Source organism: Streptomyces sp. NBC_01314, assembly GCF_041435215.1.
In the GTDB taxonomy this organism is placed as follows: Bacteria; Actinomycetota; Actinomycetes; order Streptomycetales; family Streptomycetaceae; genus Streptomyces.
The window spans coordinates 3,828,783-3,853,766 of record NZ_CP108394.1; the positions used below are offsets into that span (position 1 = coordinate 3,828,783).

A 24,984-nucleotide genomic window follows, 5' to 3' on the forward strand; every position below is an offset into this window, starting at 1 on the left:
GACATTGACGCTCCCCCAGACTTCGTCCGGGGGGACCCCCACCCAGCGAGTGAATGTGGCTACGCCACATTCACTCGCTGACCAGGCGGGGCTGCCTCCAGCCACGCGAGGAAACCGGTCAGCGCGTCCTCGCTCATCGCCAGTTCGATACGGGTCCCGCGGTGCAGACACGCGAGGATCACGGCGTCGGAGAGAAGCGCCATCTCCTCCTCACCCTCGGGGGTGCGGCGCCCGGCCACCTCGATCGCCGAGCGCTCCAGGACCCGGCGGGGGCGGGGCGAGTACGAGAAGACGCGATACCACACGATGCGGTCGCCGTTGTAGCGGGCGACCCCGTAGCCCCAGCCCTTGCCGTTCTCGTCGCTGCCGGGTTTCTCCGGGGCGTCCCAGCGGAGGCTGCAGTCGAAGGTGCCGCCGGAGCGCTGGATGAGGCGCCGGCGCAGTCCGAAGACGAAGAGCCCCACCACCACGAGCGCGATCACCGACCCGCACACAGTCAGAGCGAGGACCATCGACACCGACCTCCTCGTCTCCTAGGTAATGCGACTGCCAGGTAATGGAACGTAAAAAACACCCACATTTGCCTCAGCCGCGGCCGGGTCGGGATGAAGACATCCAGACCCAGCCGCGGCTGAGGTACAGCATCACACGACGTGCGGGCTCAGCGCGCCGCCGCCGTACGCAGTCGTACATCCGCGCGGCGCTCGGCGGCGGCGTCGCCCGCCGCCTTCGCACGCTCCAGCTCCCGCTCCGTGCTCTGGACGTCGATCTCGTCGGCCAGCTCGGCGACCTCGGCCAGCAGGGACAGCTTGTTGTCCGCGAACGAGATGAAACCGCCGTGCACAGCGACGACGACGGTGCCGCCCTCACTCGTACGGATGGTCACCGGGCCCGACTCCAGCACACCGAGCAGCGGCTGGTGACCGGGCATGACGCCGATGTCGCCGGACGTGGTACGGGCGACGACCAGGGTGGCCTGGCCCGACCAGACCTCTCGGTCGGCCGCGACCAGCGCGACGTGCAGCTCAGCAGCCAAGGTGGCTCCTCGGGTCACCACCCGGCGCCTCAGCCGGGTGTTGGGTCAATTCTAGGGGGAGTGCAGAGGGGGGCGGGACGCACCCCATGAGGTGTGGCCTCGCCCCCCACTGTTCACGAGTCGCCGGGCGTCAGGAGACGCCGAGCTCCTTCGCGTTCTTCTTCAGGTCCTCGATACCACCGCACAGGAAGAACGCCTGCTCGGGGAAGTGGTCGTACTCGCCGTCGATGATCGCGTTGAACGCGGTGATCGACTCCTCCAGCGGGACGTCCGACCCGTCGACGCCGGTGAACTGCTTGGCGACGTGGGTGTTCTGGGACAGGAAGCGCTCCACGCGACGGGCACGGTGGACGGTGAGCTTGTCCTCCTCGCCCAGCTCGTCGATACCGAGGATCGCGATGATGTCCTGGAGGTCCTTGTACTTCTGCAGCACCGTCTTGACGCGCATGGCGGTGTTGTAGTGGTCCGCCGCGATGTAGCGCGGGTCCAGGATGCGGGACGTGGAGTCCAGCGGGTCCACGGCCGGGTAGATGCCCTTCTCGGAGATCGGACGGGAGAGAACCGTCGTCGCGTCGAGGTGGGCGAACGTGGTGGCCGGGGCCGGGTCGGTCAGGTCGTCCGCGGGGACGTAGATCGCCTGCATCGAGGTGATCGAGTGACCACGGGTCGAGGTGATGCGCTCCTGGAGGAGACCCATCTCGTCGGCCAGGTTCGGCTGGTAGCCCACCGCGGAGGGCATACGGCCGAGCAGGGTCGAGACCTCGGAACCGGCCTGGGTGAAGCGGAAGATGTTGTCGATGAAGAACAGCACGTCCTGCTTCTGCACATCGCGGAAGTACTCCGCCATGGTCAGACCGGCCAGGGCCACGCGCAGACGGGTGCCCGGGGGCTCGTCCATCTGGCCGAAGACCAGGGCGGTCTTGTCGATGACGCCCGACTCCGCCATCTCCTCGATGAGGTCGTTGCCCTCACGAGTGCGCTCGCCGACACCGGCGAACACGGAGACACCGTCGTGGTTGTTGGCGACGCGGTAGATCATCTCCTGGATGAGCACCGTCTTGCCGACGCCGGCACCGCCGAACAGGCCGATCTTTCCACCCTTGACGTACGGGGTGAGAAGGTCGATGACCTTGACGCCGGTCTCGAACATCTCGGTCTTCGACTCGAGCTCGTCGAAGTTGGGGGCCTTGCGGTGGATGGTCCAGCGCTCGCCGTCGTACTTCTCGTCGGTGTTCAGCACCTCACCGAGGGTGTTGAACACCTTGCCCTTGGTGAAGTCACCGACCGGGACGGAGATGCCCGTGCCGGTGTCGGTGACGGCGGCCTGGCGGACCAGACCGTCGGTGGGCTGCATCGAGATCGTGCGGACCAGGCCGTCACCCAGGTGCTGGGCGACCTCCAGGGTCAGCGTCTTCTTCTTGCCGGCCTCGGCCGGGTCGGAGATCTCGACGTGAAGGGCGTTGTAGATCTCCGGCATGGCGTCGACGGGGAATTCCACGTCGACGACCGGGCCGATGACCCGGGCGACGCGGCCCGTGGCCACGGCCGTCTCAACTGTCGTCGTCATTACCTGTCACTCCCCGCGGTCGCGTCGGCCAGGGCTGCGGAGCCACCGACGATCTCGCTGATTTCCTGGGTGATTTCGGCCTGGCGGGCCGCGTTGGCAAGGCGCGAGAGCGTGTTGATCAAGTCTCCCGCGTTGTCGGTCGCCGACTTCATCGCACGGCGCGTGGCGGCGTGCTTGGAGGCAGCCGACTGGAGCATCGCGTTGTAGATACGGCTCTCGACGTAGCGCGGCAGCAGAGCGTCGAGGACGTCCTCCGCCGACGGCTCGAAGTCGTACAACGGAAGGATCTCGCCCTTCGTCGCCGACTCCTCGGCCACCTCGTCGAGGCTGAGCGGCAGCAGACGGTCGTCGAGCGCCGTCTGCGTCATCATCGAGACGAACTCGGTGAAGACGATGTGGAGTTCGTCCACGCCGCCGTCCGCCGTCTCCTTCTCGATGGCCTCGATGAGCGGACCCGCGACCTTCTTCGCGTCCGCGTAGCTGGGCTCGTCGGTGAAGCCCGACCACGATTCCACGACCTTGCGCTCGCGGAAGTTGTAGTGAGCCAGACCGCGGCGGCCGACGATGTACGTGTCGACCTCCTTGCCCTCCGCCTCGAGGCGCGCCGTCAGCCGCTCGGCGACCTTGATGGCGTTGGAGTTGAAGGCGCCGGCCAGTCCGCGGTCGCTCGTGAGGAGCAGTACCGCGGAACGGGTCGCCGTCTCCGCCTCCGTGGTCAGCGGGTGCTTGGTGTTCGAACCGGTACCGACCGCCGTGACCGCGCGGGTGAGCTCGGTCGCGTACGGCGTGGAGGCCGACACCTTGCGCTGCGCCTTGACGACGCGCGAGGCGGCGATCATCTCCATCGCCTTGGTGATCTTCTTGGTCGCGGTGACGGATCGGATGCGACGCTTGTAGACCCGGAGCTGGGCTCCCATGAGTCAGGTCCCTTCCTTACGTCACTTGGCCGCGGCCGGGGCGTCCTCGCCGAGAAGCTTGCCGTCCGAGGTCTCGAACTGCTTCTTGAACTCGGCGATCGCGTCGGCAACAGCGGTGAGGGTGTCGTCCGACATCTTGCCGCCCTCCTTGATGGAGGTCATGAGGCCCTGCTCCTTGCGGTGCAGGTACTCCAGCAGCTCCTTCTCGAAGCGGCGGACGTCGGAGACCGGAACGTCGTCCATCTTGCCGGTGGTGCCGGCCCACACGGAGACGACCTGGTCCTCGGTCGGCATCGGCTGGTACTGAGCCTGCTTGAGCAGCTCGACCAGTCGCTGACCGCGCTCCAGCTGCGACTTCGACGCGGCGTCCAGGTCGGAACCGAAGGCGGCGAACGCCTCCAGCTCACGGTACTGGGCGAGGTCGAGGCGCAGACGGCCGGAAACCTGCTTCATCGCCTTGTGCTGCGCGGAACCACCGACTCGGGAGACGGAGATACCGACGTTCAGCGCGGGGCGCTGACCGGCGTTGAAGAGGTCCGACTCCAGGAAGCACTGGCCGTCGGTGATGGAGATGACGTTGGTCGGGATGAACGCCGAGACGTCGTTGGCCTTCGTCTCGACGATCGGCAGACCGGTCATCGAACCGGCACCCAGGTCGTCGGAGAGCTTCGCGCAGCGCTCCAGCAGACGGGAGTGCAGGTAGAAGACGTCGCCCGGGTAGGCCTCGCGGCCCGGCGGACGGCGCAGCAGCAGCGACACGGCGCGGTAGGCGTCGGCCTGCTTCGAGAGGTCGTCGAAGATGATGAGGACGTGCTTGCCCTCGTACATCCACTGCTGACCGATGGCCGAACCGGTGTACGGCGCCAGGTACTTGAAGCCGGCCGGGTCGGACGCCGGGGCGGCGACGATGGTCGTGTACTCCAGCGCGCCGGCCTCTTCGAGGGCGCCACGCACGGAGGCGATGGTCGAGCCCTTCTGGCCGATGGCGACGTAGACGCAGCGGACCTGCTTGTTCACGTCGCCGGAGCGCCAGTTGTCGCGCTGGTTGATGATCGTGTCGACGGCCAGGGCGGTCTTGCCGGTCTGGCGGTCACCGATGATCAGCTGACGCTGGCCGCGGCCGACCGGGGTCATCGCGTCGACGGCCTTGTAGCCGGTCTCCATCGGCTCGTGCACCGACTTACGGGCCATGACACCCGGAGCCTGCAGCTCCAGGGCACGGCGGCCGGACGTCTCGATCTCGCCGAGGCCGTCGATCGGGTTGCCGAGCGGGTCGACGACACGGCCGAGGTAGCCCTCGCCCACGGCGACCGACAGGACCTCGCCGGTACGGGTGACCGGCTGACCCTCCTCGATGCCGCTGAACTCACCGAGGACGATGGCGCCGATCTCGCGCTCTTCCAGGTTGAGCGCGAGGCCGAGGGTGCCGTCCTCGAACTTCAGCAGTTCGTTGGCCATGGCCGAGGGAAGACCCTCGACCTTCGCGATGCCGTCGCCGGCAAGGGTGACCGTACCGACCTCCTCGCGCGAGGCCGCGTCCGGCTTGTACGACTGGACGAAGTTCTCCAGCGCGTCCCGGATCTCCTCCGGCCGGATCGTGAGCTCCGCCATCTGGGTTCCCTGCTCTCCTTGTTGGGCCCGAAGTTTCACTTGGGGGGATGGGGACTCCCCCCTGAACGAGGTGAATCCTCTGCACGGCCCAACCGGGCCGCAGACATACGTACGTACTGCTATGAAGCTTGTGCTAGCTCGCCAGGCGGCGGCCGGCGTCCTCGAGTCGGTCCGCGATCGAACCGTTGATGATCTCGTCGCCGACCTGGACCCGGATCCCGCCGAGGACCTCGGGGTCCACGTCGAGGTTGAGGTGCATGGCACGCCCGTAGAGCTTCGCGAGGGCGGCGCCGAGGCGTCGCTTCTGCGGGTCGCTCAGCGGGACCGCCGAGGTGACGATGGCGACCATGCGGTCCCGGCGCTCGGCGGCGAGCTTGGACAGGGACTCGAGTCCCGCTTCCAGGCTACGTCCACGCGGCGCGGTCACGAGTCGCGTCACCAGACGCTCGGTGGTGGCCTTGGCGCGGCCGCCGAGCAGGCTGCTCAGCAGCTCGCCCTTGGCCGAGGCGCCTGCGGCGCGGTCGGTCAGCGCGGACCGGAGCCCGGTGTTCGAGGCGACGATCCGGCCGAACCGGAACAGCTCGTCCTCTACGTCGTCGAGCGTGCCCGACCGCTGCGCGGCGGTGAGGTCGGCGACGGCGGCCAGCTGCTCCAGCGCGTCCACCAGGTCACGGGGCTGCGACCAGCGGGAACGCACCAGACCGGACACCATGTCGGCGGTGGTCGTGCCGACCTGGCCGCCGAGGATGCGGCCGGCCAGCTCGGCCTTGGCCTCGCCCGACTGCGCCGGGTCGGTGAGGACCCGACGCAGCGACACCTCGCGGTCGAGCAGCGCGGTGACGGCGGCCAGCTCGTCGGCGAGCCTCGCCGCGTCCACGGACGTGGAGTCCGTCAGCGCGTCAAGACGCTCACGTGCGGCTGCCAGGGCCCCGCGGCTCGCTCCGTTCATCGCGTGGCCTCGGCCTTCTCCTCGAGGTCGTCGAGGAACCGGTCGATCACACGGCTCTGCCGGGCGTGGTCCTCCAGGGACTCACCGACGAGCTTGCCGGCCAGGTCGGTGGCGAGCTTGCCCACGTCCTGACGCAGGGCCGAAGAGGCGGCCTTGCGGTCGGCCACGAGCTGCGAGTGACCGGCGGCGATGATCTCCTCGCGCTGCCGCTGGCCCTCGGCCCGCATCTCGGCGATGAGCGTGGCGCCCTGCTCCTGCGCCTCCTGGCGCAGACGCGCGGCCTCGTGCCGGGCCTCGGCGAGCTGAGCCTTGTACTGCTCAAGAACGCTCTGGGCCTCGACCTTCATGCGGTCGGCCTCTTCGATTCCGCCTTCGATCGCCTCGCGGCGCTCTTCCAGAACCTTGTTGATGTTCGGGAGCGCCTTCTTCCAGAAGAAGAAGAAGACGATGGCGAAGGCGATGGCGCCCACAAGCAGCTCGGGGCCCGGCGGGATGAGCGGGTTCTGCTCCTCCTCGGCCGCCAGCTGTACCAGGTTGGCGATCACATCAGTGCCTTTCGTTGAAAGGTTTGCTCGTCAGGGTTCGTCAGTTGTAGACGAACGGCATGACGATGCCGATGAGGGCGAGCGCCTCACAGAAGGCGAAGCCGAGGATCTGGTTGGCGCGGATCAGGCCGGCGGCCTCAGGCTGGCGGGCCAGGGCCTGGGTGCCGTTACCGAAGATGATGCCGACGCCGACGCCGGGGCCGATGGCGGCGAGGCCGTAGCCGACAGAACCGATGTTGCCTTCGAGGGCGGCGAGGGTCTCCATGGCAGCCATGCTGATTCTTCCTTCTCTTTCATGGACCGGCGGGGGTTGGCCACCGGACGTTCTGGGGGGCTTGTGAAGCGGCGGGGCTCAGTGGTGCTCGGCGAGCGCGCCCTGGATGTACGAGCAGGCGAGGAGCACGAAGACGTACGCCTGGACGGCCTGCACGAAGAGCTCGAAGAGGATCATGACGATGGTCATGATGAAGGAGACACCGGCCGCCGGGATCATCCAGCTGTTCAGCAGGTACCAGGAGGCAACGGTGAACATGACCAGCATCAGGTGACCGGCGAACATGTTGGCGAACAGTCGCACCGCGTGGGTGAACGGGCGGACCAGCAGGTTCGAGAAGAACTCGATGATCACCACGAGGGGCAGCACCGGGCCGAGCGACTTGTCGTATCCGGTGACGTTCTTGAAGAAGCCGACGAAGCCGTGCTTCTTGAAGGTCAGCGAGACCCAGACCACGTAGACGATCAGGGCCAGGACCATCGGGTAGGCGATGATCGACGACACCGGGAACTGGGCCAGCGGAATCACGGACCAGATGTTCATGAGCCAGATGAAGAAGAACAGCGAGACCATCAGCGGGACGTACTTCTCGCCCTCCTTCCTACCGAGGGTCTCGTAGACGATGCCGCGACGCACGAAGTCGTAGCCCGCCTCGCCGATCATCTGCAGCTTGCCCGGGACTACCTTCGCCTTGCCGAAGGCGAGGGTGAAGAAGGTGATCACCAGGAGAGTGGTGATGAGCGCGAGCAGCATCACCTTGTTGAACTCGAACCCGCCGACCGTGGCGATCGGCTTGAAAAGGAACGAGTGCAGGCCCGGAGCCGGGAAGCCACAGCCGTTGTCGGACATGATCCGACAGCTCCAGTCAAAGGCGAGCTGGGTCCGGTCAGCACTCACCACGGGCTCCTTCGGCGTGACGCATGGGTACGGCAACCTCGTTGTGTCGGCGCGGCGCGCAGCCGCGGGTCGGCACTGGACTGGTCTTACGGATGTGGGGGCGGCTGGGGGGCATCAAGCCTCGCGATTGAGCAGGCGTCAGCTCAGATGCCCGCGCCCGCGATGCCGCAGTTGGCACCGGACGATAGCAGGAGTTCGCACACGCCCTTATCCCGGCCCTACTCCTCACGACGAGTGCCCCGATTTTTCGGGCTTGTTGCCCGTCGACGCATCGGGTTCGACGTAGAGGATCTTGGCCTTCATGTGTGCGCGCGTCTGTGCGGCGATCCACACGAGCGTGGTCGCGACGAGCGTGAACGCGAAGGCCCTGGGGTGGAACAGAGTGGTGTTCTTGAACGCGGACAGAAAGATGAACAACAGCAGAATCTGTGCCGCGTAAAGCATCAACCCCATCATCTGGAACAGATGAGGAAGCGATTTGGCAGTGCGCTGCAGAACGTAGAACCCGATTCCCATGAAGAGGATCGTGATCACCGCCGCCACGACGGCACCGAGAGCCCCCTTGCCTCCGACGACCACACCGCTGATGACAGCGGCGATCGCGCCGGCGGCTGCCGTGGGTACGGCGGCCTGAAGGAGGGTCCGGACGTCATTGGGCATGGCGGCAACTCCGCTTGCTGAGGGGGCAGGGTGTCGTCATGGACGAGCGTAGACCCCGGGGGCGAGGGGAAATCTCGCGCCAACGGACCGTCGTATTGCGGTCCTTCGACTCTGTCCCGGGTTCTCGTGAACCGTATCACAAACTATTTGATGAGGTCTTTACCTGAATGCCGCGCAAGGTGTCACACATGAGAGTGAACCCGCCCGCCTGTGCAGAAACAGGGCCGACTTGTCTGGTATAAGGCCGGTTTGCACCGTCACGCTCTTGCATGGCAACGGCAAAGCGTTAGTCAGATTCTTACCTTGCCGTCAGCCCGATGCACCGCCCTGCGCCCGCACTCGCCCGCCCTCGCCCGCTCTACGGACGGCCTCGGCTCAGCGGCGCGCGCCCGCCGGGCTGCGTTCCGCTTCCTGTGCCCGGGCGCCGATCGCCGTCGCGCCGTTGAGGGACGGGGTCCAGTCGGCAACGGGCTCCGCGGCCGCCTGGACGGCTGCGCGACGGCGGTAGCGGGGTGGTACGAAGCGTTCCGCCCAGCGCGGGGCGCGCGGGGTGAAGCGGGGCAGCAGCAGGAGGAAGAGGCCGACTCCGCTGAGCATGGCGATGGCGAGGACGATCCACATGGACGCCTCGTTCACGGTGTACGCGAGGGTGCCGAAGGCGATGACCGCCGACCAGAAGTACATGATCAGCACGGCCCGGCTGTGCGAGTGCCCGACCTCCAGGAGCCGGTGGTGCAGATGGCCCCGGTCCGCGGCGAACGGCGACTGGCCGCGCCAGGTGCGACGCACGATCGCGAGGACAAGGTCGGCCGCCGGGATCGCGATGATGGTCAGCGGCATCAGCAGCGGGATGTAGACCGGGACCATCGAGTAGACCGTGGTCCGCGGGTACAGGTTCATCACGTCCGGGTCGACCTGCCCCGTGATGGAGATCGCCCCGGCCGCCAGCACCAGGCCGATCATCATCGACCCGGAGTCGCCCATGAAGATCCGCGCGGGGTGCATGTTGTGCGGCAGGAAGCCCAGGCACATGCCCATCAGGACCGCCGCGAACAGCGTGGCGGGGGCCGCGGCCTCGATGCCGTAGCTGTACCAGAGGCGGTAGGCGTACATGAAGAACGCGCAGGAGGCGATGCACACCATGCCGGCCGCGAGACCGTCGAGGCCGTCGACGAAGTTGACCGCGTTGATGGTGATGACGACCAGAGCGACCGTGAGCAGGGTGCCCTGCCACTGGGTCAGCGCGACGATGCCGACACCCGGGATGGGCAGCCAGAGGATCGTCAGACCCTGCATGACCATCACGCCCGCGGCGATCATCTGCCCGCCGAGCTTGATCAGGGCGTCGATCTCGAACTTGTCGTCCAGGACGCCGATCAGCCAGATCAGCGCGGCCCCGGAGAGCAGCGCCCGTGGCTCGTTGGACTCGGCGAAGACCTCGCTGAGGTTGGTCAGATGGTCGGCGACCAGCAGACCGGCGCAGAGGCCGAAGAACATCGCGATGCCACCGAGGCGGGGCGTCGGCTCCCGGTGGACGTCGCGCGCACGGACCGCCGGCATGGCTCCGGCCACGATCGCGAACTTCCGCACCGGCCCTGTCAGGAGGTACGTCACCGCGGCCGTGATGCAGAGCGTCAGGAGGTATTCACGCACGGGCTTCCCCACAGGTCTCGCTGGCCATCTCAGCCCCACACCCTAGCGATGCGCGCATATGGTTGGGGACATCCGGGTAGCGACGATGGTTGCACGTGATGCTGTGCCTGGTGGTCCGTCTACCCCACCTCAGCGCGGATACGGCGGAAATCTTTCGGCCAGGTCCCGTACTTCTTCACGCGTCCGCCTGCCGTCCCCGCCGTCCCGCAGCACTCCCGCGAACAGCACGGCGAGCCGCGCCATCTCCGTCTCACCCATGCCCTGTGTGGTCAGCGCGGCCGTGCCGAGCCGCAGGCCACGGGCGTCGCCATGGGGCAGGGCGCAGCAGTCGAGGACCATCCCGGCGGCCGCGAGCCGTCCGCGGGCGGTGCGGCCGTCGACGCCGAGTGGCGCGGGATCGACGGTGAGGAGGTGGGTGTCGGTGCCGCCGGTGACCACCGCCAGGCCCTCTTCGGCCAGCCCCCGGGCCAGTACGCGGGCGTTCGCGACCACCTGATGGGCGTACGCGCCGAACCCCGGTGTTGCCGCCTCCCCGAAGGCGACGGCCTTCGCGGCGATGGTGTGCATCTGCGCGCCGCCCTGCGTGAACGGGAAGACCGCCCGGTCCACCCGCTCGGCCAGTTCGCCTCCGCACAGCAGCATCCCGCCGCGCGGTCCACGCAGCACCTTGTGCGTGGTGGCACACACGATGTCGGCGTACGGCACCGGGCTGGGCGCCGCTCCCCCGGCGACCAGCCCGATCGGATGGGCCGCGTCGGCGATGAGATAGGCCCCCACCTCGTCGGCCACCTCGCGGAAGAACGCGTGGTCGATGTGCCGGGGATACGAGATCGACCCGCACACGATGGCCTTGGGGCGATGTGTACGGGCCAGGGTCCGCACCTGCTCGTGGTCGATGAGCCCGGACTCCGCCTCGACCCCGTACCCGACGAAGTCGAACCAGCGGCCGGAGAAGTTCGCGGGCGACCCGTGGGTGAGGTGACCGCCGAAGTGCAGGCCCATCGCCAGCACGGTGTCGCCGGGGCGCAGCAGGGCGGCGTAGGCGGCCAGCATGGCCGAAGAGCCCGAGTGGGACTGGACGTTGGCGTGCTCGGCGCCGAACAGCGCCTTCGCCCGCTCCACGGCGAGCCGCTCGGCGGCGTCCACCATCTCGCAGCCACCGTGGTACCGGGCCCCCGGATAGCCCTCCGCGTACTTGTTCGCGAGCGGCGACCCCAGGGCGGCCAGCACCGCCGGCGAGGTGAAGTTCTCCGCGGCGACGAGCTGCAGCGTCGTCGCCTGCCGATCGAGCTCACCGAGCAGGATGTCGGCCAGCTCGGGGTCCTGCCGCCGCAGGACATCGGCCTCTAGGACAGGGGTGACCGACATGATGGACTCCGGGGCGTCGACGGTGACGTACGACCAATGTAGGCCGGAGACGCCCGGAGCGCCCGATGTTGTTACCTCCAACCGCCGCGGACATCCACCGCGACGCCGCGCCGCCACAGCCGCTGTTCCCGCTGGGTGACCAAGGCCGGCGGGGCGGCTACGCCCGCGCAGGCACCCCCGTCAACGCCGTCACCACCGGATCCAGCGCCTGATGTATCTCGTCGCCCACCGACTGGAAGAACGGCAGGGGCGCCCCGTACGGGTCGTAGACCTCGTCGGCCTCGGCGGTGGGGGCCAGGAGCCACCCGCGTAGAGCGGCGGCAGCACGGACCAGCGCACGCGCGCGGACGACCATGCCCTCCTCCAGGGGAGGGAGCGTGGTGGGGTCGATGGCGCGGACCAGGCGGGTGAACTCCTTCAGGGTGAAGGTGCGCAGCCCGGCGGAGTGCCCCATGGAGATGACCTGGGCCCGGTGGTCCCGGGTGGCCGTCAGCACGAGGTCGGCGCGGATGACGTGCTCGTCCAGCAGCTCACGCCCCGTGAAGCCGGAGGCGTCCGCGCCGAAGTCCGCGAGGACCGCCTCCGCGTTGGCCTCCATGGGCGCCCCCTCGTGCCCCCAGGTTCCCGCGCTCTCGACGACCAGACCGCCCCACAGCGGGTCCCCGAGCCGGTCCGCCAGGGCATGCCGGGTCAGCCGCTCGGTGATCGGCGAGCGGCACACGTTGCCTGTGCTGACGTGGAGGATGCGGAAGCTGTCCCGCGGCAGCCCCGTGAAGGTCCGCGTCTCTTCCCCGTCCCATATGCCACGCCCCGCGTCAGGGGCCGTCAATTCGCCACCTCGAGGTCGGGTACGACCTTGCGCAGCTCCTCCGCCGACAGGGCGCCCGCGCGCAGCAGCACCGGCACCTTGCCCGTGACGTCGACGATCGACGACGGCACGTTGCCCGGCGTCTGGCCGCCGTCCAGGTAGACGGAGACGGAGTCGCCGAGCATCGCCTCGGCGGCGTCGCAGTTCTCCGGCGCCGGGTGCCCGGTCAGGTTCGCGGAGGAGACCGCCATGGGGCCGACCTCGGTCAGCAGCTCGATGGCGACCGGGTGCAGCGGCATGCGTACGGCGACCGTGCCGCGGGTGTCGCCGAGGTCCCACTGCAGTGACGGCTGGTGCTTGGCGACGAGGGTCAGCGCGCCCGGCCAGAAGGCGTCGACCAGCTCCCAGGCCATCTCGGAGAAGTCCGTGACGAGGCCGTGCAGGGTGTTCGGGGAGCCGATGAGCACGGGCGTGGGCATGCTGCGGCCCCGGCCCTTGGCCTCCAGGAGGTCGGCCACGGCCTCGGAGGTGAAGGCGTCCGCGCCGATGCCGTACACGGTGTCCGTCGGCAGTACCACGAGCTCGCCCCGGCGGACGGCGGACGCGGCCTCGCGCAGACCGGTGGCGCGGTCGGTCGCGTCGTTGGTGTCGTATCGCCGTGCCATCTAGCGGGCCTCCTCGTACACGTACTGCTGTTGGGGGGTTGTCGTCGGGCGCGTGCTCATCAGGGCAGCGCCTTGCGGGCGGTCGCGAACCGCGGCCGGTTGTTGAGGTCCGGGTGGTCGGCCGCGTCGGCCCAGCCCCGCTCCTCGGTGAAGATCCAGGGCACCTGGCCGCCCTGGGTGTCGGCGTGCTCGACGACGACGACACCGCCGGGACGGAGGAGCCGGTGTGCTGTGCGTTCCAGGCCACGGATGAGTTCGAGGCCGTCCTCGCCCGAGAACAGGGCGAGTTCGGGATCGTAGTCGCGGGCCTCGGGTGCCACGTACTCCCACTCCGTGAGCGGGATGTACGGCGGGTTGGAGACGACGAGGTCGACCTGGCCGTCGAGGTCGCGGAAGGCGTCCAGGGCGTTGCCCTGGCGCAGGTCGACGCGCGAGCCCGCCATGTTCTTGCGGGTCCACGTCAGGGCGTCCTCGGACAGCTCCACGGCGTGCACACGCGAACGCGGCACCTCCTGGGCGAGGGCGAGCGCGATGGCTCCGGAGCCGGTGCACAGATCGACGATGAGCGGCTCGACGACATCCATCGCGCGGACGGCGTCTATGGCCCACCCGACCACCGACTCGGTCTCCGGCCGGGGCACGAACACCCCTGGCCCGACCTGAAGTTCGAGGTAGCGGAAGTAGGCGCGCCCGGTGATGTGCTGGAGCGGCTCGCGCTGCTCGCGCCGGGCGATGACCTCCCAGTACCGGGCGTCGAAGTCGGAGTCCTTGACGCTGTGCAGCCCGCCCCGCTTGACGCCGTGCACGAACGCGGCGAGCTCCTCCGCGTCGTTGCGCGGCGAGGGCACGCCGGCGTCCGCCAGGCGCTGGGTGGCCTGGGCCACTTCCCCGAGCAGCAGGTTCACGCAAGTCCTCCGTCGTACTGGTCGTACTCGTACGTGCCTTACGCGGCTGCCAGCTTCGCGGCCGAGTCCGCGTCGACGCAGGCCTGGATCACCGCGTCGAGTTCACCGTCCAGGACCTGGTCCAGGTTGTAGGACTTGAAGCCGACGCGGTGGTCCGAGATGCGGTTCTCCGGGAAGTTGTACGTGCGGATCTTCTCGGAGCGGTCGACGGTACGGACCTGGCTGCGGCGGGCGTCGGCGGCATTCTTCTCCGCCTCCTCCTGAGCCGCGGCGAGCAGCCTGGAGCGCAGGATACGCATCGCCTGCTCCTTGTTCTGCAGCTGGCTCTTCTCGTTCTGGCAGGAGGCGACGACTCCGGTGGGAAGGTGCGTGATGCGCACGGCGGAGTCGGTGGTGTTGACGGACTGCCCGCCGGGCCCGGAGGAGCGGTAGACGTCGATCCGCAGGTCGTTCGCGTGGATCTCGACCTCGACCTCCTCGGCCTCGGGGGTGACGAGCACGCCGGCCGCGGAGGTGTGGATACGGCCCTGGGACTCGGTCGACGGCACGCGCTGCACGCGGTGCACCCCGCCCTCGTACTTCATCCGGGCCCAGACGCCCTGGCCGGGCTCAGTGGCACCCTGGCCGCCCTTGGTCTTCACGGCGACCTGGACGTCCTTGTAGCCGCCCAGCTCGGACTCGGTGGAGTCGATGATCTCGGTCTTCCAGCCGACGCGCTCGGCGTACCGGAGGTACATGCGCAGGAGGTCACCGGCGAAGAGGGCGGACTCGTCGCCGCCCGCGCCGGCCTTGATCTCCAGGATGACGTCCTTGTCGTCGCTGGGGTCGCGCGGGACGAGGAGCAGCCGCAGCTTCTCCGTCAGTTCCTCGCGCTGCTTCTCCAGCTCCTTGACCTCGGCGATGAAGTCCGGGTCGTCCGCCGCGAACTCGCGGGCCGTGTCGATGTCCTCACCGGTCTGCTTCCAGGAGCGGAACGTGCCGACGATCGGGGTCAGCTCCGCGTAGCGCTTGTTCAGCTTGCGCGCGTTGGCCTGGTCGGCGTGGACCGACGGGTCGGCGAGCTTCTTCTCCAGGTCGGCGTGTTCCCCGACCAGTTCCTCGACCGCCTCGAACATCTCTCCGGCTCCCTGTACGACGTTGTGAGTGGGCCGCACCCCTGGGCTGCGCCCGTGGGGCCGCGCCTGTGCGCTGCACCGCAAAGCGCCGGTCCCGACGCCCCCGGAGGGGCACCGCGGACCGGCGCTGGGGGCTCGCTACTTGTTGGCAGCGGCGGCCTTGCCGAAGCGGGCCTCGAAGCGGGCCACGCGGCCACCGGTGTCGAGGATCTTCTGCTTGCCCGTGTAGAACGGGTGGCACTCGGAGCAGACCTCGGCACGGATGGTGCCGCTCTCGATCGTGCTACGGGTGATGAACGACGCGCCACAGGTGCAGCTGACCTGCGTGTCGACGTACTCGGGGTGGATGTCGCGCTTCAAGGTGTCTCCTAGTTTCGGGAGGGCGCCGGGTCGCTGTCGCGGGCTGCGAGAGCGTGAACCGGAGCCGACTTACCAGTCTGCCAGCACTGGTGCCATCTGCCCAAACCAGGGGGTGGGCTCAGGTATTCCCGGCGCCCTGTCAGCGCCGCGTACCTACGGGGCCGGTCGCGCGGTTCCCCGCGCTGCTTCAGGTGCCGGCGGTCACGACGCCCCCGGCGGTGCCCGTCGCCGTGCCCTTCGTCGCCGACTTCGGGATCGTCCTGTCGGCCTTCAGGGCGGCCCAGACCTGCTTCGCCTTCGCCTCGTCCACCAGCACACGGTTCGGGTCGGCGGGGTCGTACTGGACGGGCATGGTGACCATGGTCATGTTCTTGGAACCGATGCCCTTGAGTCCGCCGGCGAAGGACGCGAGGGCCTTGACGGAGTCGAGGTCGGAGTCGGTGGTGACGGCGTCGGTGGCGGTCTCGGCGAGGTCGTAGAGCTTCGTCGGGCTGCTGAAGAGGCCGACGTCCTTGACCTGCTCGATGAGGGCCTTGATGAACGCCTGCTGGAGCTGGATGCGCCCGAGGTCGGACCCGTCGCCCACCCCGTGACGGGTCCGGACGAGGCCCAGCGCCTGCTTGCCCGTGAGGGTGTGCTCCCCGGCCTTCAGGTTCAGATGGCTGTCGGGGTCCTTGATGTCCTTGGCCGTGGTGATGTCGACCCCGCCGAGCACGTTGATCAGCTTCTCGAAGCCCGAGAAGTCGACCTCGATGTAGTGGTCCATGCGGATACCGGTCATGGATTCGACGGTCTTCACCGCACACGCCGCGCCCCCCGTCGAGTACGCGGAGTTGAACATCGCGTACGAGGCGGCCGGGTACGTCTTGCCGTTCGCGTCGGTGCACTCCGGCCGCTCGACCAGGGTGTCCCGGGGTATGGAGACCACGCCGGCCCGCTTGTGGCCCTCGTAGACGTGCACGACCATCGCCGTGTCGGAGCGGGCGCTGCCGTCGTCCGTGCCGCCGCCGAGCTTCTTGTTGCTGCCCGAGCGGGTGTCGGAACCGAGGACGAGGATGTCCTGCGAGCCGTTGTCGACGTCGAGGGGCCGGTCGGTGCCGAGGGCCTGGTTGATGTCGACGCTCTTGATGTTCTCGTTGAGCTTGAAGTACAGGAAGCCGATTCCGGTGCCGCCGAATACCAGGACGCCCGCGGCGGTCCATACGACGGCGAGTGCCGCCCTGCTGTGCCCGTCGCGTGACGTGCGGCGGCCCTTGGCCGCGCGGTGGCGCGGGGCGGTGGTGCCGATCTTCCCTGATATGCCGGGCTCCGGCGTGCTCTCGGCGGACATCTGCTCCTCGTTCTCTTTCCGGTCGGTTACCCCCTGCGCTCAGGCCCAGGCCTGTCGGGTCGGACGCGGCCATGACGCTCCATGGTCGCTCCGTCCGGTCAGACGGGATAATCCGGGAAAGGGTTGCACAACGAACGGTGCCCATCGCCTGGGAGCGATGGGCACCGTGTGTGACGGATGAGCCCGGCGGGGCCGGGCTCATCCGGTGTTTCAGCCGAGCAGGTCGTACTGGGCGTAGCTCGTGCCGACCGAGACCCGTGTGCTGAAGATCTCGCTCGTGGCCTTGCCGGTGCCCTTGTAGAGGTACAGCGTGCCGGCCGGCGTGCGGGCCAGGAGGTCCGCCTTGCCGTCGCCGCTCACGTCACCGGGAGTGATGAGCGTGTTGTAGGCGCTCCAGTCCGAGCGGACCTTCACACGGGCGGCGAAGGCGCCCGTGCCGGACTTGCCGGCGCCCTTGTAGAGGTAGACGTTCGAGCCGGTCTTGGTGCGCGCGATCAGGTCGGCCTTGCCGTCGCCGGTGAAGTCGCCGTGACCGAGCACCGCGTTGTAGCTGTTCCAGCCCGTGCCGACCTTGACGCGGGTACCGAAGGAACCGGTGCCCTTGCCCGGGTAGATCCACAGGGCGCCCGCCGAGTCGACCGAGAGCAGGTCGGGCAGGGCGTCGCCGGTGACATCACCGGGGGTGATGATCCGGGTGCGGGTCTTCCAGTCGTCGAAGAGCTGCGTCGTCGTCCAGGAGTCGGACGAGGGCACGTACCGCCGCCAGAAGACGTCACCGTCGGAGGAGCGGCGCAGGACGAAGTCCTGGTAGCCGTCCCGGTTCAGGTCCGTCTGCTGGACGAGGTTGTACCCCGTCCAGCTGCCCGCCTCGGAGGGCAGGGCCTGGCGGTCACCGAGCTTGGACCCCGTGGAGGCGCGGACGTAGCCCGTGCCGGTCTCCTTGTTGCGCAGGAAGACGTCGGCCTTGCCGTCCCGGCTGATGTCGGTGTCGTCGACCCGCGGGTAGGTCGCGCCGACGTACTTGCTGACCTTGGCGAAGACCGGGTAGGCGCCCTTGTACACACAGTCCGTGACGCCCCACGAGACGACGCCGACGACCTTGTTGTTGACGACGAGCGGGCCACCGGAGTCACCGTTGCAGGTGGCGGTGGTCGTGGCGTCGGTGCCGCCGGCGGGCTTGCCCGCGCAGACCATGTGGCCCTTGATGAAGTAGTCGCCCCACGTGTTCCCGCAGGTCGTGTCACTGACGATCGGCAGCGTGGCCGTCTTCAGCGTCTGCGAGATGTCCTGGGTCTTGGAGCTGGTACGGCCCCACCCGTAGACCTTGGCCTTGGTGCCGGACGTGTACGAGGCGGTGTCGCCCGACGTCGTCATCTTGATCGGCGTGGCCTTGACCGGCGACGAGAGCGTCAGGACGGCCACGTCGTTGTCGATCGCGTCCTCGTTCCACGAGGAGTGGTTCCACTGGCGCGACAGCGTGCTGCGGGTGCCGCCGTGGTAGTCGACGTGGTCAAGGGTGCCGTCGTCGTTGTAGACGGCCGTGGGCAGCTGGTCGGTACCGGTGATGATCTCGCCGTACGCGGCCCAGTCGTAGTAGTTTTTGTCGACGCAGTGCGCGGCGGTGAGGATCTTCGTCGGCGAGACGACCGTGCCGCCGCAGAAGAAGCCAAGGTCCTGGGTCGGGTCGTAGTACCAGAGCTGGGCCATCCACGGCGCCGAGGCGATCGTGGTCGTCGAGCCGCCGATGATCTGGGCGGACTGCTCCAGGCCACCGTCGGAACTCGCGCTCGACGACGGCTCCCGCTCGGCGACCTTCGCGGTGTCGTCCGCCGCCATCGCCTTGGCGATCCGCACATCCAGCTTGTCGGGCGTCGGGCTGGTGTCGGCTGTCGCCCCACTCGCCGACGACATCAGCAGTGCCCCGGCTATCGCGGCGGCAACAGCTCCGGACAAGGGTCTAGCCACTCAATTCCCCCCTGGGAGTGCAACGGTTGATCAGAGCATGAAGACCGTGATCGTACACGTGTCCCATACGAAAAACTGGGGCCACCCTCACAAAAGAGGGTGACCCCAGCGCTCCGCTGTGCGGACCGGCTGTGCGGACTAGTCGCCGCTGCCCGGCGTCGTCTTCTGAATCTGCATCAGGAACTCGGCGTTCGACTTCGTCTGCTTCATCTTGTCGAGAAGCAGCTCGACCGCCTGCTGCTGGTCGAGGGCGTGCAGCACCCGGCGCAGCTTCCAGACGACGGCGAGTTCGTCGGGGGCGAGCAGGATCTCTTCCTTACGCGTACCGGACGCGTCCACGTCCACCGCGGGGAAGATCCGCTTGTCCGCGAGCTTCCGGTCGAGCTTCAGCTCGGCGTTGCCCGTGCCCTTGAACTCCTCGAAGATGACCTCGTCCATGCGGGACCCGGTGTCCACCAGCGCGGTGGCGAGGATGGTCAGCGAGCCGCCGTCCTCGATGTTGCGGGCCGCACCGAAGAAGCGCTTCGGCGGGTACAGGGCGGTCGAGTCGACACCACCGGACAGGATGCGGCCGGAGGCCGGCGCCGCCAGGTTGTAGGCACGGCCCAGACGCGTGATCGAGTCGAGCAGCACGACCACGTCGTGGCCCAGCTCGACGAGTCGCTTGGCACGCTCGATGGCGAGCTCGGCGACCGTCGTGTGGTCCTCGGCCGGACGGTCGAAGGTCGAGGAGATGACCTCGCCCTTCACCGACCGCTGCATGTCGGTGACCTCTTCCGGACGCTCGTCGACAAGGACGACCATCAGGTGGCACTCGGGGTTGTTGACGGTGATCGCGTTGGCGATCGCCTGCAGGATCATGGTCTTGCCGGTCTTCGGCGGGGCCACGATCAGACCGCGCTGGCCCTTACCGATCGGCGCGACGAGGTCGATGATGCGGGTGGTGAGGACGCCCGGGTCGGTCTCCAGACGGAGCCGGTCCTGCGGGTAGAGCGGCGTCAGCTTGTTGAACTCCGGTCGGCCACGGCCCGATTCGGCGGCCATGCCGTTCGCGGAGTCGAGGCGGACCAGCGCGTTGAACTTCTCGCGGCGCTCGCCGTCCTTGGGCTGCCGGACCGCGCCGGTGACGTGGTCACCCTTGCGCAGGCCGTTCTTGCGGACCTGGGCGAGCGACACGTACACGTCGTTCGGGCCCGGCAGGTAGCCCGACGTACGGATGAACGCGTAGTTGTCGAGGATGTCCAGGATGCCCGCGACGGGGATCAGGACGTCGTCGTCGGCGAGCTGCGGCTCCGGGGTGCCGATCTCGTCACGGCCCCGACGGCCACGACGGTCGCGGTAGCGGCCGCGACGGCCACGGCGTCCGCCGTCGAAGTCGTCGTCGTCCTGCGGGCCGTTGTCACGCTGGCGGTCCTGACGGTCCTGGCGACCGCTCTGCTGCTGGCTCTGCTGCTGGCTCTGCTGCTGGCCGCGGTCACGCTGCGGCTGGCCACCGCCGGCCTGCTGCTCGTCGCTCTTGCCCCGACGGCCGCGCTCGGTCCGGTCGGTCCGATCCGTGCGGTCGGTCCGATCCGTGCGGTCGGTCCGGTCGGTGCGCTCGGTCCGGTCGGTGCGCTCACCGCGGTCACGACCGCGGTCACGGCGGCCCTGACGGCCCTCGCCGCCCTGGTCGGCGGCGTCGGCCTTGGCCTCGGCCTGGGCAGGCGTCTCGGCCTTGGGCTCGCTCTTGGCCTCGGCGGTGACCGTCTCGGGGCTCCCCGCGTCGGCGGTGGCACGGCGCCGGCGGCGCTCGGTGGGCGCCTCGTCGCCACCGGCCGGCTGGCCGGGGATCTCGATCTGCTGCTGGGCCACGGCCTTCTCGGCCTTCTCGGCGGGCGCCTCGGCCTTCTTGGCGGCGGCCTTCTCGGCCGGGGCGGCGTCGTCGCCCGTGCGTGCCTTTGAGGTGGCGCGGCGCTTCGGCTTGGTCTCGGTGGCTGCCTCGGCCTTCGCCGGGGCACCCCCTCCCGCCTGCGCGTCCTTGATGACCTCGATCAGCTGGCTCTTGCGCATCCGCGCGGTGCCCCTGATGCCGAGGCCGGATGCGACCTGTTGCAGCTCGGCCAGCACCATGCCCTCGAGGCCGGTGCCACGGCGCCGCCGGGAGCCGGCACCGCTGGCAGGCGCGGCGTCCGTGGCGGGCGCGGCAGCGGTGTCCTCGACACGTGCGCCCATCAGATCGGTGGTGTCGCTCACGAAGGGTCCTTCCCTGGAGCGGGCGTCGGCCTTCTGGCTCGGCGACCGTTTGTGCTGTCCGACTTCGGTCCTGTTCAGGTGGACCGTGCCGGGGCGGTGGTCCGCCAAAGGCGGCGGAGGAAAATTTCTGATGATTCGGCGCTTGTCCGAGCCGTGGCACTGAGTGTCTGTGTCACGCGGCTCGGCCACGCCTGTTCCGGGGCCTGCTCGGCAGACCGCTCAGTGCCTGCGTACGGCGTAGAGCTTGACGTACGAAGCGCAGTGCGGCTTGGGAGACTCCCGGAAGAATGACTGTCCCGAACTGGGACGATAAGCACCTCGCCATGGCTGGGGCAGGTGCAGACTTGAGGTTAACACTACCGGATCCAACAAACATTCCCCCTCTCGAATTCCGGCAACCGAACGACTATTCGTCGCCGCCGCCGGTGCCGGGTTCGGCCACGGTGGTGGTGAGCGGCAGGACACACGCCCCTCGGGCGTCGAGGTCCAGCCGGTTGGCGGCCCAGCCCACACCCGCGAGATCGGCCACCTTGTCGGCGCTGGCCTCGTCGGCCAGGGCCAGGACCGTGGGTCCGGCGCCGGAGATGACCGCCGGGACGCCGTCGGCCCGCAGGCGCTCGACCAGGGCCGCGCTCTCCGGCATGGCGGGCGCCCGGTACTCCTGGTGCAGCCGGTCCTCGGTGGCGGGCAGCAGCAGCTCGGGGCGCCTGGTCAGGGCTTCCACGAGGAGGGCCGCCCGGCCCGCGTTGGTCGCTGCGTCGACGTGCGGGACGGTGCGCGGGAGCAGTCCGCGCGCCGTCTCCGTCAGAACGGGCTTTCCGGGAACGAAAACCACCGGAACGATGGAATCCGCGGCCTCCATCCTGATCGCCCGCGCGGCGCCGGCCTCCATCCAGGAGAGCGTGAAGCCGCCGAGGAGACAGGCCGCGACGTTGTCGGGGTGGCCCTCGATCTCTGTGGCCAGTTCGAGCAGCGCGGCGTCGTCGAGCCGGTTCTCGCCGCCTATGGTGACGGCGCGGGCGGCGACGATGCCGGCGCAGATGGCGGCGGAGGAGGAGCCGAGACCGCGGCCGTGCGGAATGCGGTTGGCGCACACGATCTCGAGGCCCCGGGGCTGCCCGCCCAGCAGGTCGAAGGCGGTGCGCAGGGCGCGCACGAGCAGATGCCGCTCGTCGCGCGGGAGGGTCTCGCTGCCCTCCCCCGCGATGTCGACGTGCAGGCCGGAGTCGGCCACCCGGACGACCACGTCGTCATAGAGCCCCAGCGACAGGCCCAGGGCGTCGAAGCCCGGACCGAGGTTGGCGCTGGTGGCGGGAACGCGCACCCGTACGGCGGCGGCGCGGAACGCTGGACCGGCCATCGCTCGATGACTCTCCTTGAGCTGCGGGATTGACGATTGTCGAATGACATTCGATGTGTACGTGAGGTCCCTGCGGCCGTTCAGGACGGCGCGGCGCCGCACCCCTGCGGGGCATATGCGGCGGGCGGGTTCAGTACAGCCTATCGAAGGAAGGTTCTGTGGCGACATAGGGCGCACAGGAGGCGCACGATGCGTGTCGTAAGCCCCCTGTGCACCCGCTGTCGGGTCCTGTCAGGGTTTTCCCCCGGGAACCGGCGTCTACGCGCGGCTCCCAGGTCTTTCGAGCGGCTGGACGAAAGGCTACGCGAGGCCGAGGCGCTCGGCCGCCGTCGCCGCGTCCACCGGGATCGTGACGGGCTGCGGGGCGCCCGCCACGGCCCAGTCGGGGTCCTTGAGGCCGTTGCCGGTGACCGTGCAGACGATGGTCTGGCCCGGGTCGACCTTGCCCTGCTCGGCGGCCTTCAGCAGACCGGCCACGGAGGCGGCGGAGGCGGGCTCCACGAAAACACCCTCCTGAGCGGCCAACAGCCGGTAGGCGCGCAGGATCTCACGGTCCGTCACCTCGTCGATGAAGCCGCCCGACTCGTCCCGCGCGGCCAGGGCGTACTGCCAGGACGCGGGGTTGCCGATCCGGATCGCGGTGGCGATCGTCGACGGGTCCTTGACGATCTCGCCGCGCACGATCGGTGCGGAGCCGGAGGCCTGGAAGCCCCACATTCGAGGGGTCTGCGCCGCGATGCCGTCGGCGGCGTACTCCTTGTAGCCCTTCCAGTACGCCGTGATGTTGCCCGCGTTGCCCACCGGCAGGACGTGGATGTCGGGCGCGTCGCCGAGCATGTCCACGATCTCGAACGCGGCGGTCTTCTGGCCCTCGATCCGCACCGGGTTCACCGAATTGACCAGCGCCACAGGGTAGTTGTCGCTGAGTTCACGCGCGAGGGTGAGGCAGTCGTCGAAGTTGCCGTCGACCTGGAGGATCTTCGCGCCGTGCACCAGGGCCTGGCCCATCTTGCCCAGCGCGATCTTCCCGCGCGGGACGAGCACGGCCGAGACCATGCCCGCGCGTACGGCGTAGGCGGCTGCGGAGGCAGAGGTGTTGCCCGTGGAGGCACAGATGACCGCCTTCGCACCCTCTTCCTTCGCCCGCGTGATGGCCATGGTCATGCCGCGGTCCTTGAAGGACCCGGTCGGGTTGGCACCCTCCACCTTGAGGTGGACCTCGCAGCCCGTGCGCTCGGAGAGCACCTGCGCGGGTACGAGAGGCGTGCCGCCCTCGCGGAGCGTCACGACCGGCGTGCTGTCGGAGACGGGCAGCCGGTCCCGGTACTCCTCGATGATTCCGCGCCACTGGTGGGTCATTGCTGGTTACTCTCCTTCAACCCGCATGATGCTGGCGACACCCCGCACGGTGTCGAGGTTGCGCAGTGCTTCGACGGTCCCGCTGAGGGAGGCGTCGGAGGCGCGATGGGTGACGACGACGAGAGAGGCCTCGCCGCCGCCGTCTTGCCGTCCTTGCTGCCGCACCGTATCGATCGATACTCCGTGCTCCGCGAACACGGTCGCCACCTGGGCGAGAACACCCGGTTTGTCGGCGACGTCAAGGCTGATGTGATACCGGGTGACGACATCACCCATCGGCGAGACCGGCAGGGCCGCATAGGCGGACTCGCCGGGTCCGGTGGCGCCCGCGAGCCGGTTGCGGCACACGGCCACGAGGTCGCCGAGCACGGCGGAGGCGGTGGGGGCACCGCCCGCACCCGGCCCGTAGAACATCAGCTGCCCGGCGGCGTCCGACTCGACGAACACGGCGTTGTAGGCGCCGCGTACGGAGGCGAGCGGGTGGGTCAGCGGGATCATCGCGGGGTGCACGCGCGCGGTGACGGAGCCGCCGTCCGCGGCCCGCTCACAGATGGCGAGCAGCTTGATGGTGCAGCCCATGTTCCTGGCGGACGCGAAGTCCGCCGCCGTCACCTCGGTCATGCCCTCGCGGTACACGTCGTCGAGCCGTACGCGCGAGTGGAAGGCGATGCCGGCGAGGATCGCGGCCTTGGCCGCGGCGTCGAAGCCCTCGACGTCGGCGGTCGGGTCGGCCTCGGCGTATCCCAGGGCGGTGGCCTCGTCGAGGGCCTCCTGATATCCGGCGCCCGTGGAATCCATCTTGTCGAGGATGAAATTGGTGGTGCCGTTGACGATGCCCATCACCCGGTTGATCTTGTCGCCGGCGAGGGACTCGCGCAGCGGCCGGATCAGCGGGATGGCACCGGCGACGGCGGCCTCGTAGTAGAGGTCCTTGCCGGCCTCGTTGGCCGCGGCGTGCAGCGCGGCGCCGTCCTGGGCGAGGAGGGCCTTGTTGGCGGAGACGACGGAGGCGCCGTGCTCGAACGCGGTGGTGATGAGGGTGCGGGCGGGCTCGATACCGCCGATGACCTCGACGACGACGTCGATGTCCCCCCGTTTGACCAGGGCGGTCGCGTCGGTCGTGACGAGCGCCGGGTCGATGCCCTCACGCACCCGGGAGGGCCGTCGCACCGCCACACCCGCGAGTTCGACCGGGGCGCCGATGCGTGCGGCGAGGTCGTCGGCGTGCGTCGTCATGATGCGCGCCACCTCTGAGCCGACGACCCCACAGCCCAGCAGCGCCACCTTCAGCGGACGCGTACGCATCATCCGACCTCGTTTCCTCACATACCGACACCGAATACGGTGGAACCAGTCTCACTCACCGGACGGGAGTTTCTATCCCTCGTCCGGATCGTGAGACATCTAT

The 24,984-nt window shown here is 68.9% G+C and carries 23 protein-coding genes; all 23 read right to left on the bottom strand.

Going from position 1 to position 24,984, the window contains the following annotated elements:
* Positions 1–59: 59 nt before the first annotated feature.
* Complete coding sequence (locus OG622_RS16675) at positions 60–512, bottom strand: DUF2550 domain-containing protein (RefSeq protein WP_371576877.1); 453 nt, start codon at positions 510–512, stop codon at positions 60–62.
* 149 nt (positions 513–661) lie between these two features.
* Positions 662–1,036 (bottom strand): F0F1 ATP synthase subunit epsilon, encoded by a 375-nt coding sequence (locus tag OG622_RS16680; protein WP_371576878.1) that lies wholly within the window; start codon positions 1,034–1,036, stop codon positions 662–664.
* A gap of 130 nt (positions 1,037–1,166) precedes the next feature.
* On the bottom strand, positions 1,167–2,603 hold the full coding sequence (atpD, locus tag OG622_RS16685) for a F0F1 ATP synthase subunit beta (RefSeq protein WP_046705579.1): 1,437 nt from the start codon (positions 2,601–2,603) through the stop codon (positions 1,167–1,169).
* Positions 2,603–3,520 (bottom strand): F0F1 ATP synthase subunit gamma, encoded by a 918-nt coding sequence (locus tag OG622_RS16690; RefSeq protein WP_371576879.1) that lies wholly within the window; start codon positions 3,518–3,520, stop codon positions 2,603–2,605. Before OG622_RS16690 ends, atpD begins: the two co-directional genes overlap by 1 nt.
* A gap of 21 nt (positions 3,521–3,541) precedes the next feature.
* The gene (gene atpA / locus OG622_RS16695) at positions 3,542–5,131 is read right to left on the bottom strand and encodes a F0F1 ATP synthase subunit alpha (RefSeq protein WP_371576880.1); all 1,590 of its coding nucleotides are present in this window, start codon (positions 5,129–5,131) and stop codon (positions 3,542–3,544) included.
* A gap of 133 nt (positions 5,132–5,264) precedes the next feature.
* Complete coding sequence (locus tag OG622_RS16700; protein ID WP_371576881.1) at positions 5,265–6,080, bottom strand: F0F1 ATP synthase subunit delta; 816 nt, start codon at positions 6,078–6,080, stop codon at positions 5,265–5,267.
* A complete protein-coding gene (locus OG622_RS16705) occupies positions 6,077–6,625 on the bottom strand; it encodes a F0F1 ATP synthase subunit B (RefSeq protein WP_371576882.1) in 549 nt (182 codons plus the stop codon). Before OG622_RS16705 ends, OG622_RS16700 begins: the two co-directional genes overlap by 4 nt.
* Before the next feature lie 40 nt (positions 6,626–6,665).
* Complete coding sequence (gene atpE / locus OG622_RS16710) at positions 6,666–6,899, bottom strand: ATP synthase F0 subunit C (RefSeq protein WP_013000660.1); 234 nt, start codon at positions 6,897–6,899, stop codon at positions 6,666–6,668.
* A 78-nt stretch (positions 6,900–6,977) separates the two neighbouring features.
* On the bottom strand, positions 6,978–7,748 hold the full coding sequence (gene atpB, locus OG622_RS16715; RefSeq protein WP_371584114.1) for a F0F1 ATP synthase subunit A: 771 nt from the start codon (positions 7,746–7,748) through the stop codon (positions 6,978–6,980).
* 273 nt (positions 7,749–8,021) lie between these two features.
* Complete coding sequence (locus OG622_RS16720) at positions 8,022–8,456, bottom strand: hypothetical protein (protein WP_371576883.1); 435 nt, start codon at positions 8,454–8,456, stop codon at positions 8,022–8,024.
* 375 nt (positions 8,457–8,831) lie between these two features.
* Positions 8,832–10,109: an MraY family glycosyltransferase gene (locus OG622_RS16725; protein ID WP_371576884.1), complete on the bottom strand. Its 1,278-nt coding sequence runs from the start codon at positions 10,107–10,109 to the stop codon at positions 8,832–8,834.
* 129 nt (positions 10,110–10,238) lie between these two features.
* The gene (gene glyA / locus OG622_RS16730; RefSeq protein WP_371576885.1) at positions 10,239–11,477 is read right to left on the bottom strand and encodes a serine hydroxymethyltransferase; all 1,239 of its coding nucleotides are present in this window, start codon (positions 11,475–11,477) and stop codon (positions 10,239–10,241) included.
* Between the two features lie 157 nt (positions 11,478–11,634).
* Positions 11,635–12,306, bottom strand: a complete 672-nt coding sequence (locus tag OG622_RS16735) for a protein-tyrosine-phosphatase (RefSeq protein ID WP_371576886.1) — start codon at positions 12,304–12,306, stop codon at positions 11,635–11,637.
* A complete protein-coding gene (locus OG622_RS16740) occupies positions 12,303–12,950 on the bottom strand; it encodes an L-threonylcarbamoyladenylate synthase (RefSeq protein ID WP_371576887.1) in 648 nt (215 codons plus the stop codon). The genes OG622_RS16735 and OG622_RS16740 overlap by 4 nt, the downstream gene beginning before the upstream one ends.
* Positions 12,951–13,009: 59 nt before the next feature.
* Positions 13,010–13,855: a peptide chain release factor N(5)-glutamine methyltransferase gene (prmC, locus tag OG622_RS16745; protein ID WP_371576888.1), complete on the bottom strand. Its 846-nt coding sequence runs from the start codon at positions 13,853–13,855 to the stop codon at positions 13,010–13,012.
* A gap of 38 nt (positions 13,856–13,893) precedes the next feature.
* The gene (gene prfA / locus OG622_RS16750) at positions 13,894–14,970 is read right to left on the bottom strand and encodes a peptide chain release factor 1 (RefSeq protein ID WP_371576889.1); all 1,077 of its coding nucleotides are present in this window, start codon (positions 14,968–14,970) and stop codon (positions 13,894–13,896) included.
* Between the two features lie 138 nt (positions 14,971–15,108).
* Positions 15,109–15,330 (bottom strand): 50S ribosomal protein L31, encoded by a 222-nt coding sequence (gene rpmE, locus OG622_RS16755; protein WP_371576890.1) that lies wholly within the window; start codon positions 15,328–15,330, stop codon positions 15,109–15,111.
* A 187-nt stretch (positions 15,331–15,517) separates the two neighbouring features.
* The gene (locus OG622_RS16760; protein WP_371576891.1) at positions 15,518–16,660 is read right to left on the bottom strand and encodes an LCP family protein; all 1,143 of its coding nucleotides are present in this window, start codon (positions 16,658–16,660) and stop codon (positions 15,518–15,520) included.
* Between the two features lie 210 nt (positions 16,661–16,870).
* A complete protein-coding gene (locus OG622_RS16765; RefSeq protein ID WP_371584115.1) occupies positions 16,871–18,571 on the bottom strand; it encodes a trypsin-like serine protease in 1,701 nt (566 codons plus the stop codon).
* Positions 18,572–18,763: 192 nt separating this feature from the next.
* Positions 18,764–20,857 carry a transcription termination factor Rho gene (gene rho, locus OG622_RS16770; protein ID WP_371576892.1) on the bottom strand — a complete coding sequence of 698 codons (2,094 nt, stop codon included), beginning with the start codon at positions 20,855–20,857 and terminating at the stop codon, positions 18,764–18,766.
* Positions 20,858–21,263: 406 nt separating this feature from the next.
* Complete coding sequence (thrB, locus tag OG622_RS16775) at positions 21,264–22,217, bottom strand: homoserine kinase (RefSeq protein WP_371576893.1); 954 nt, start codon at positions 22,215–22,217, stop codon at positions 21,264–21,266.
* Positions 22,218–22,517: 300 nt separating this feature from the next.
* Positions 22,518–23,576, bottom strand: a complete 1,059-nt coding sequence (gene thrC, locus OG622_RS16780) for a threonine synthase (protein ID WP_371576894.1) — start codon at positions 23,574–23,576, stop codon at positions 22,518–22,520.
* A 6-nt stretch (positions 23,577–23,582) separates the two neighbouring features.
* Positions 23,583–24,881: a homoserine dehydrogenase gene (locus OG622_RS16785; RefSeq protein WP_371584116.1), complete on the bottom strand. Its 1,299-nt coding sequence runs from the start codon at positions 24,879–24,881 to the stop codon at positions 23,583–23,585.
* Positions 24,882–24,984 lie beyond the last annotated feature (103 nt).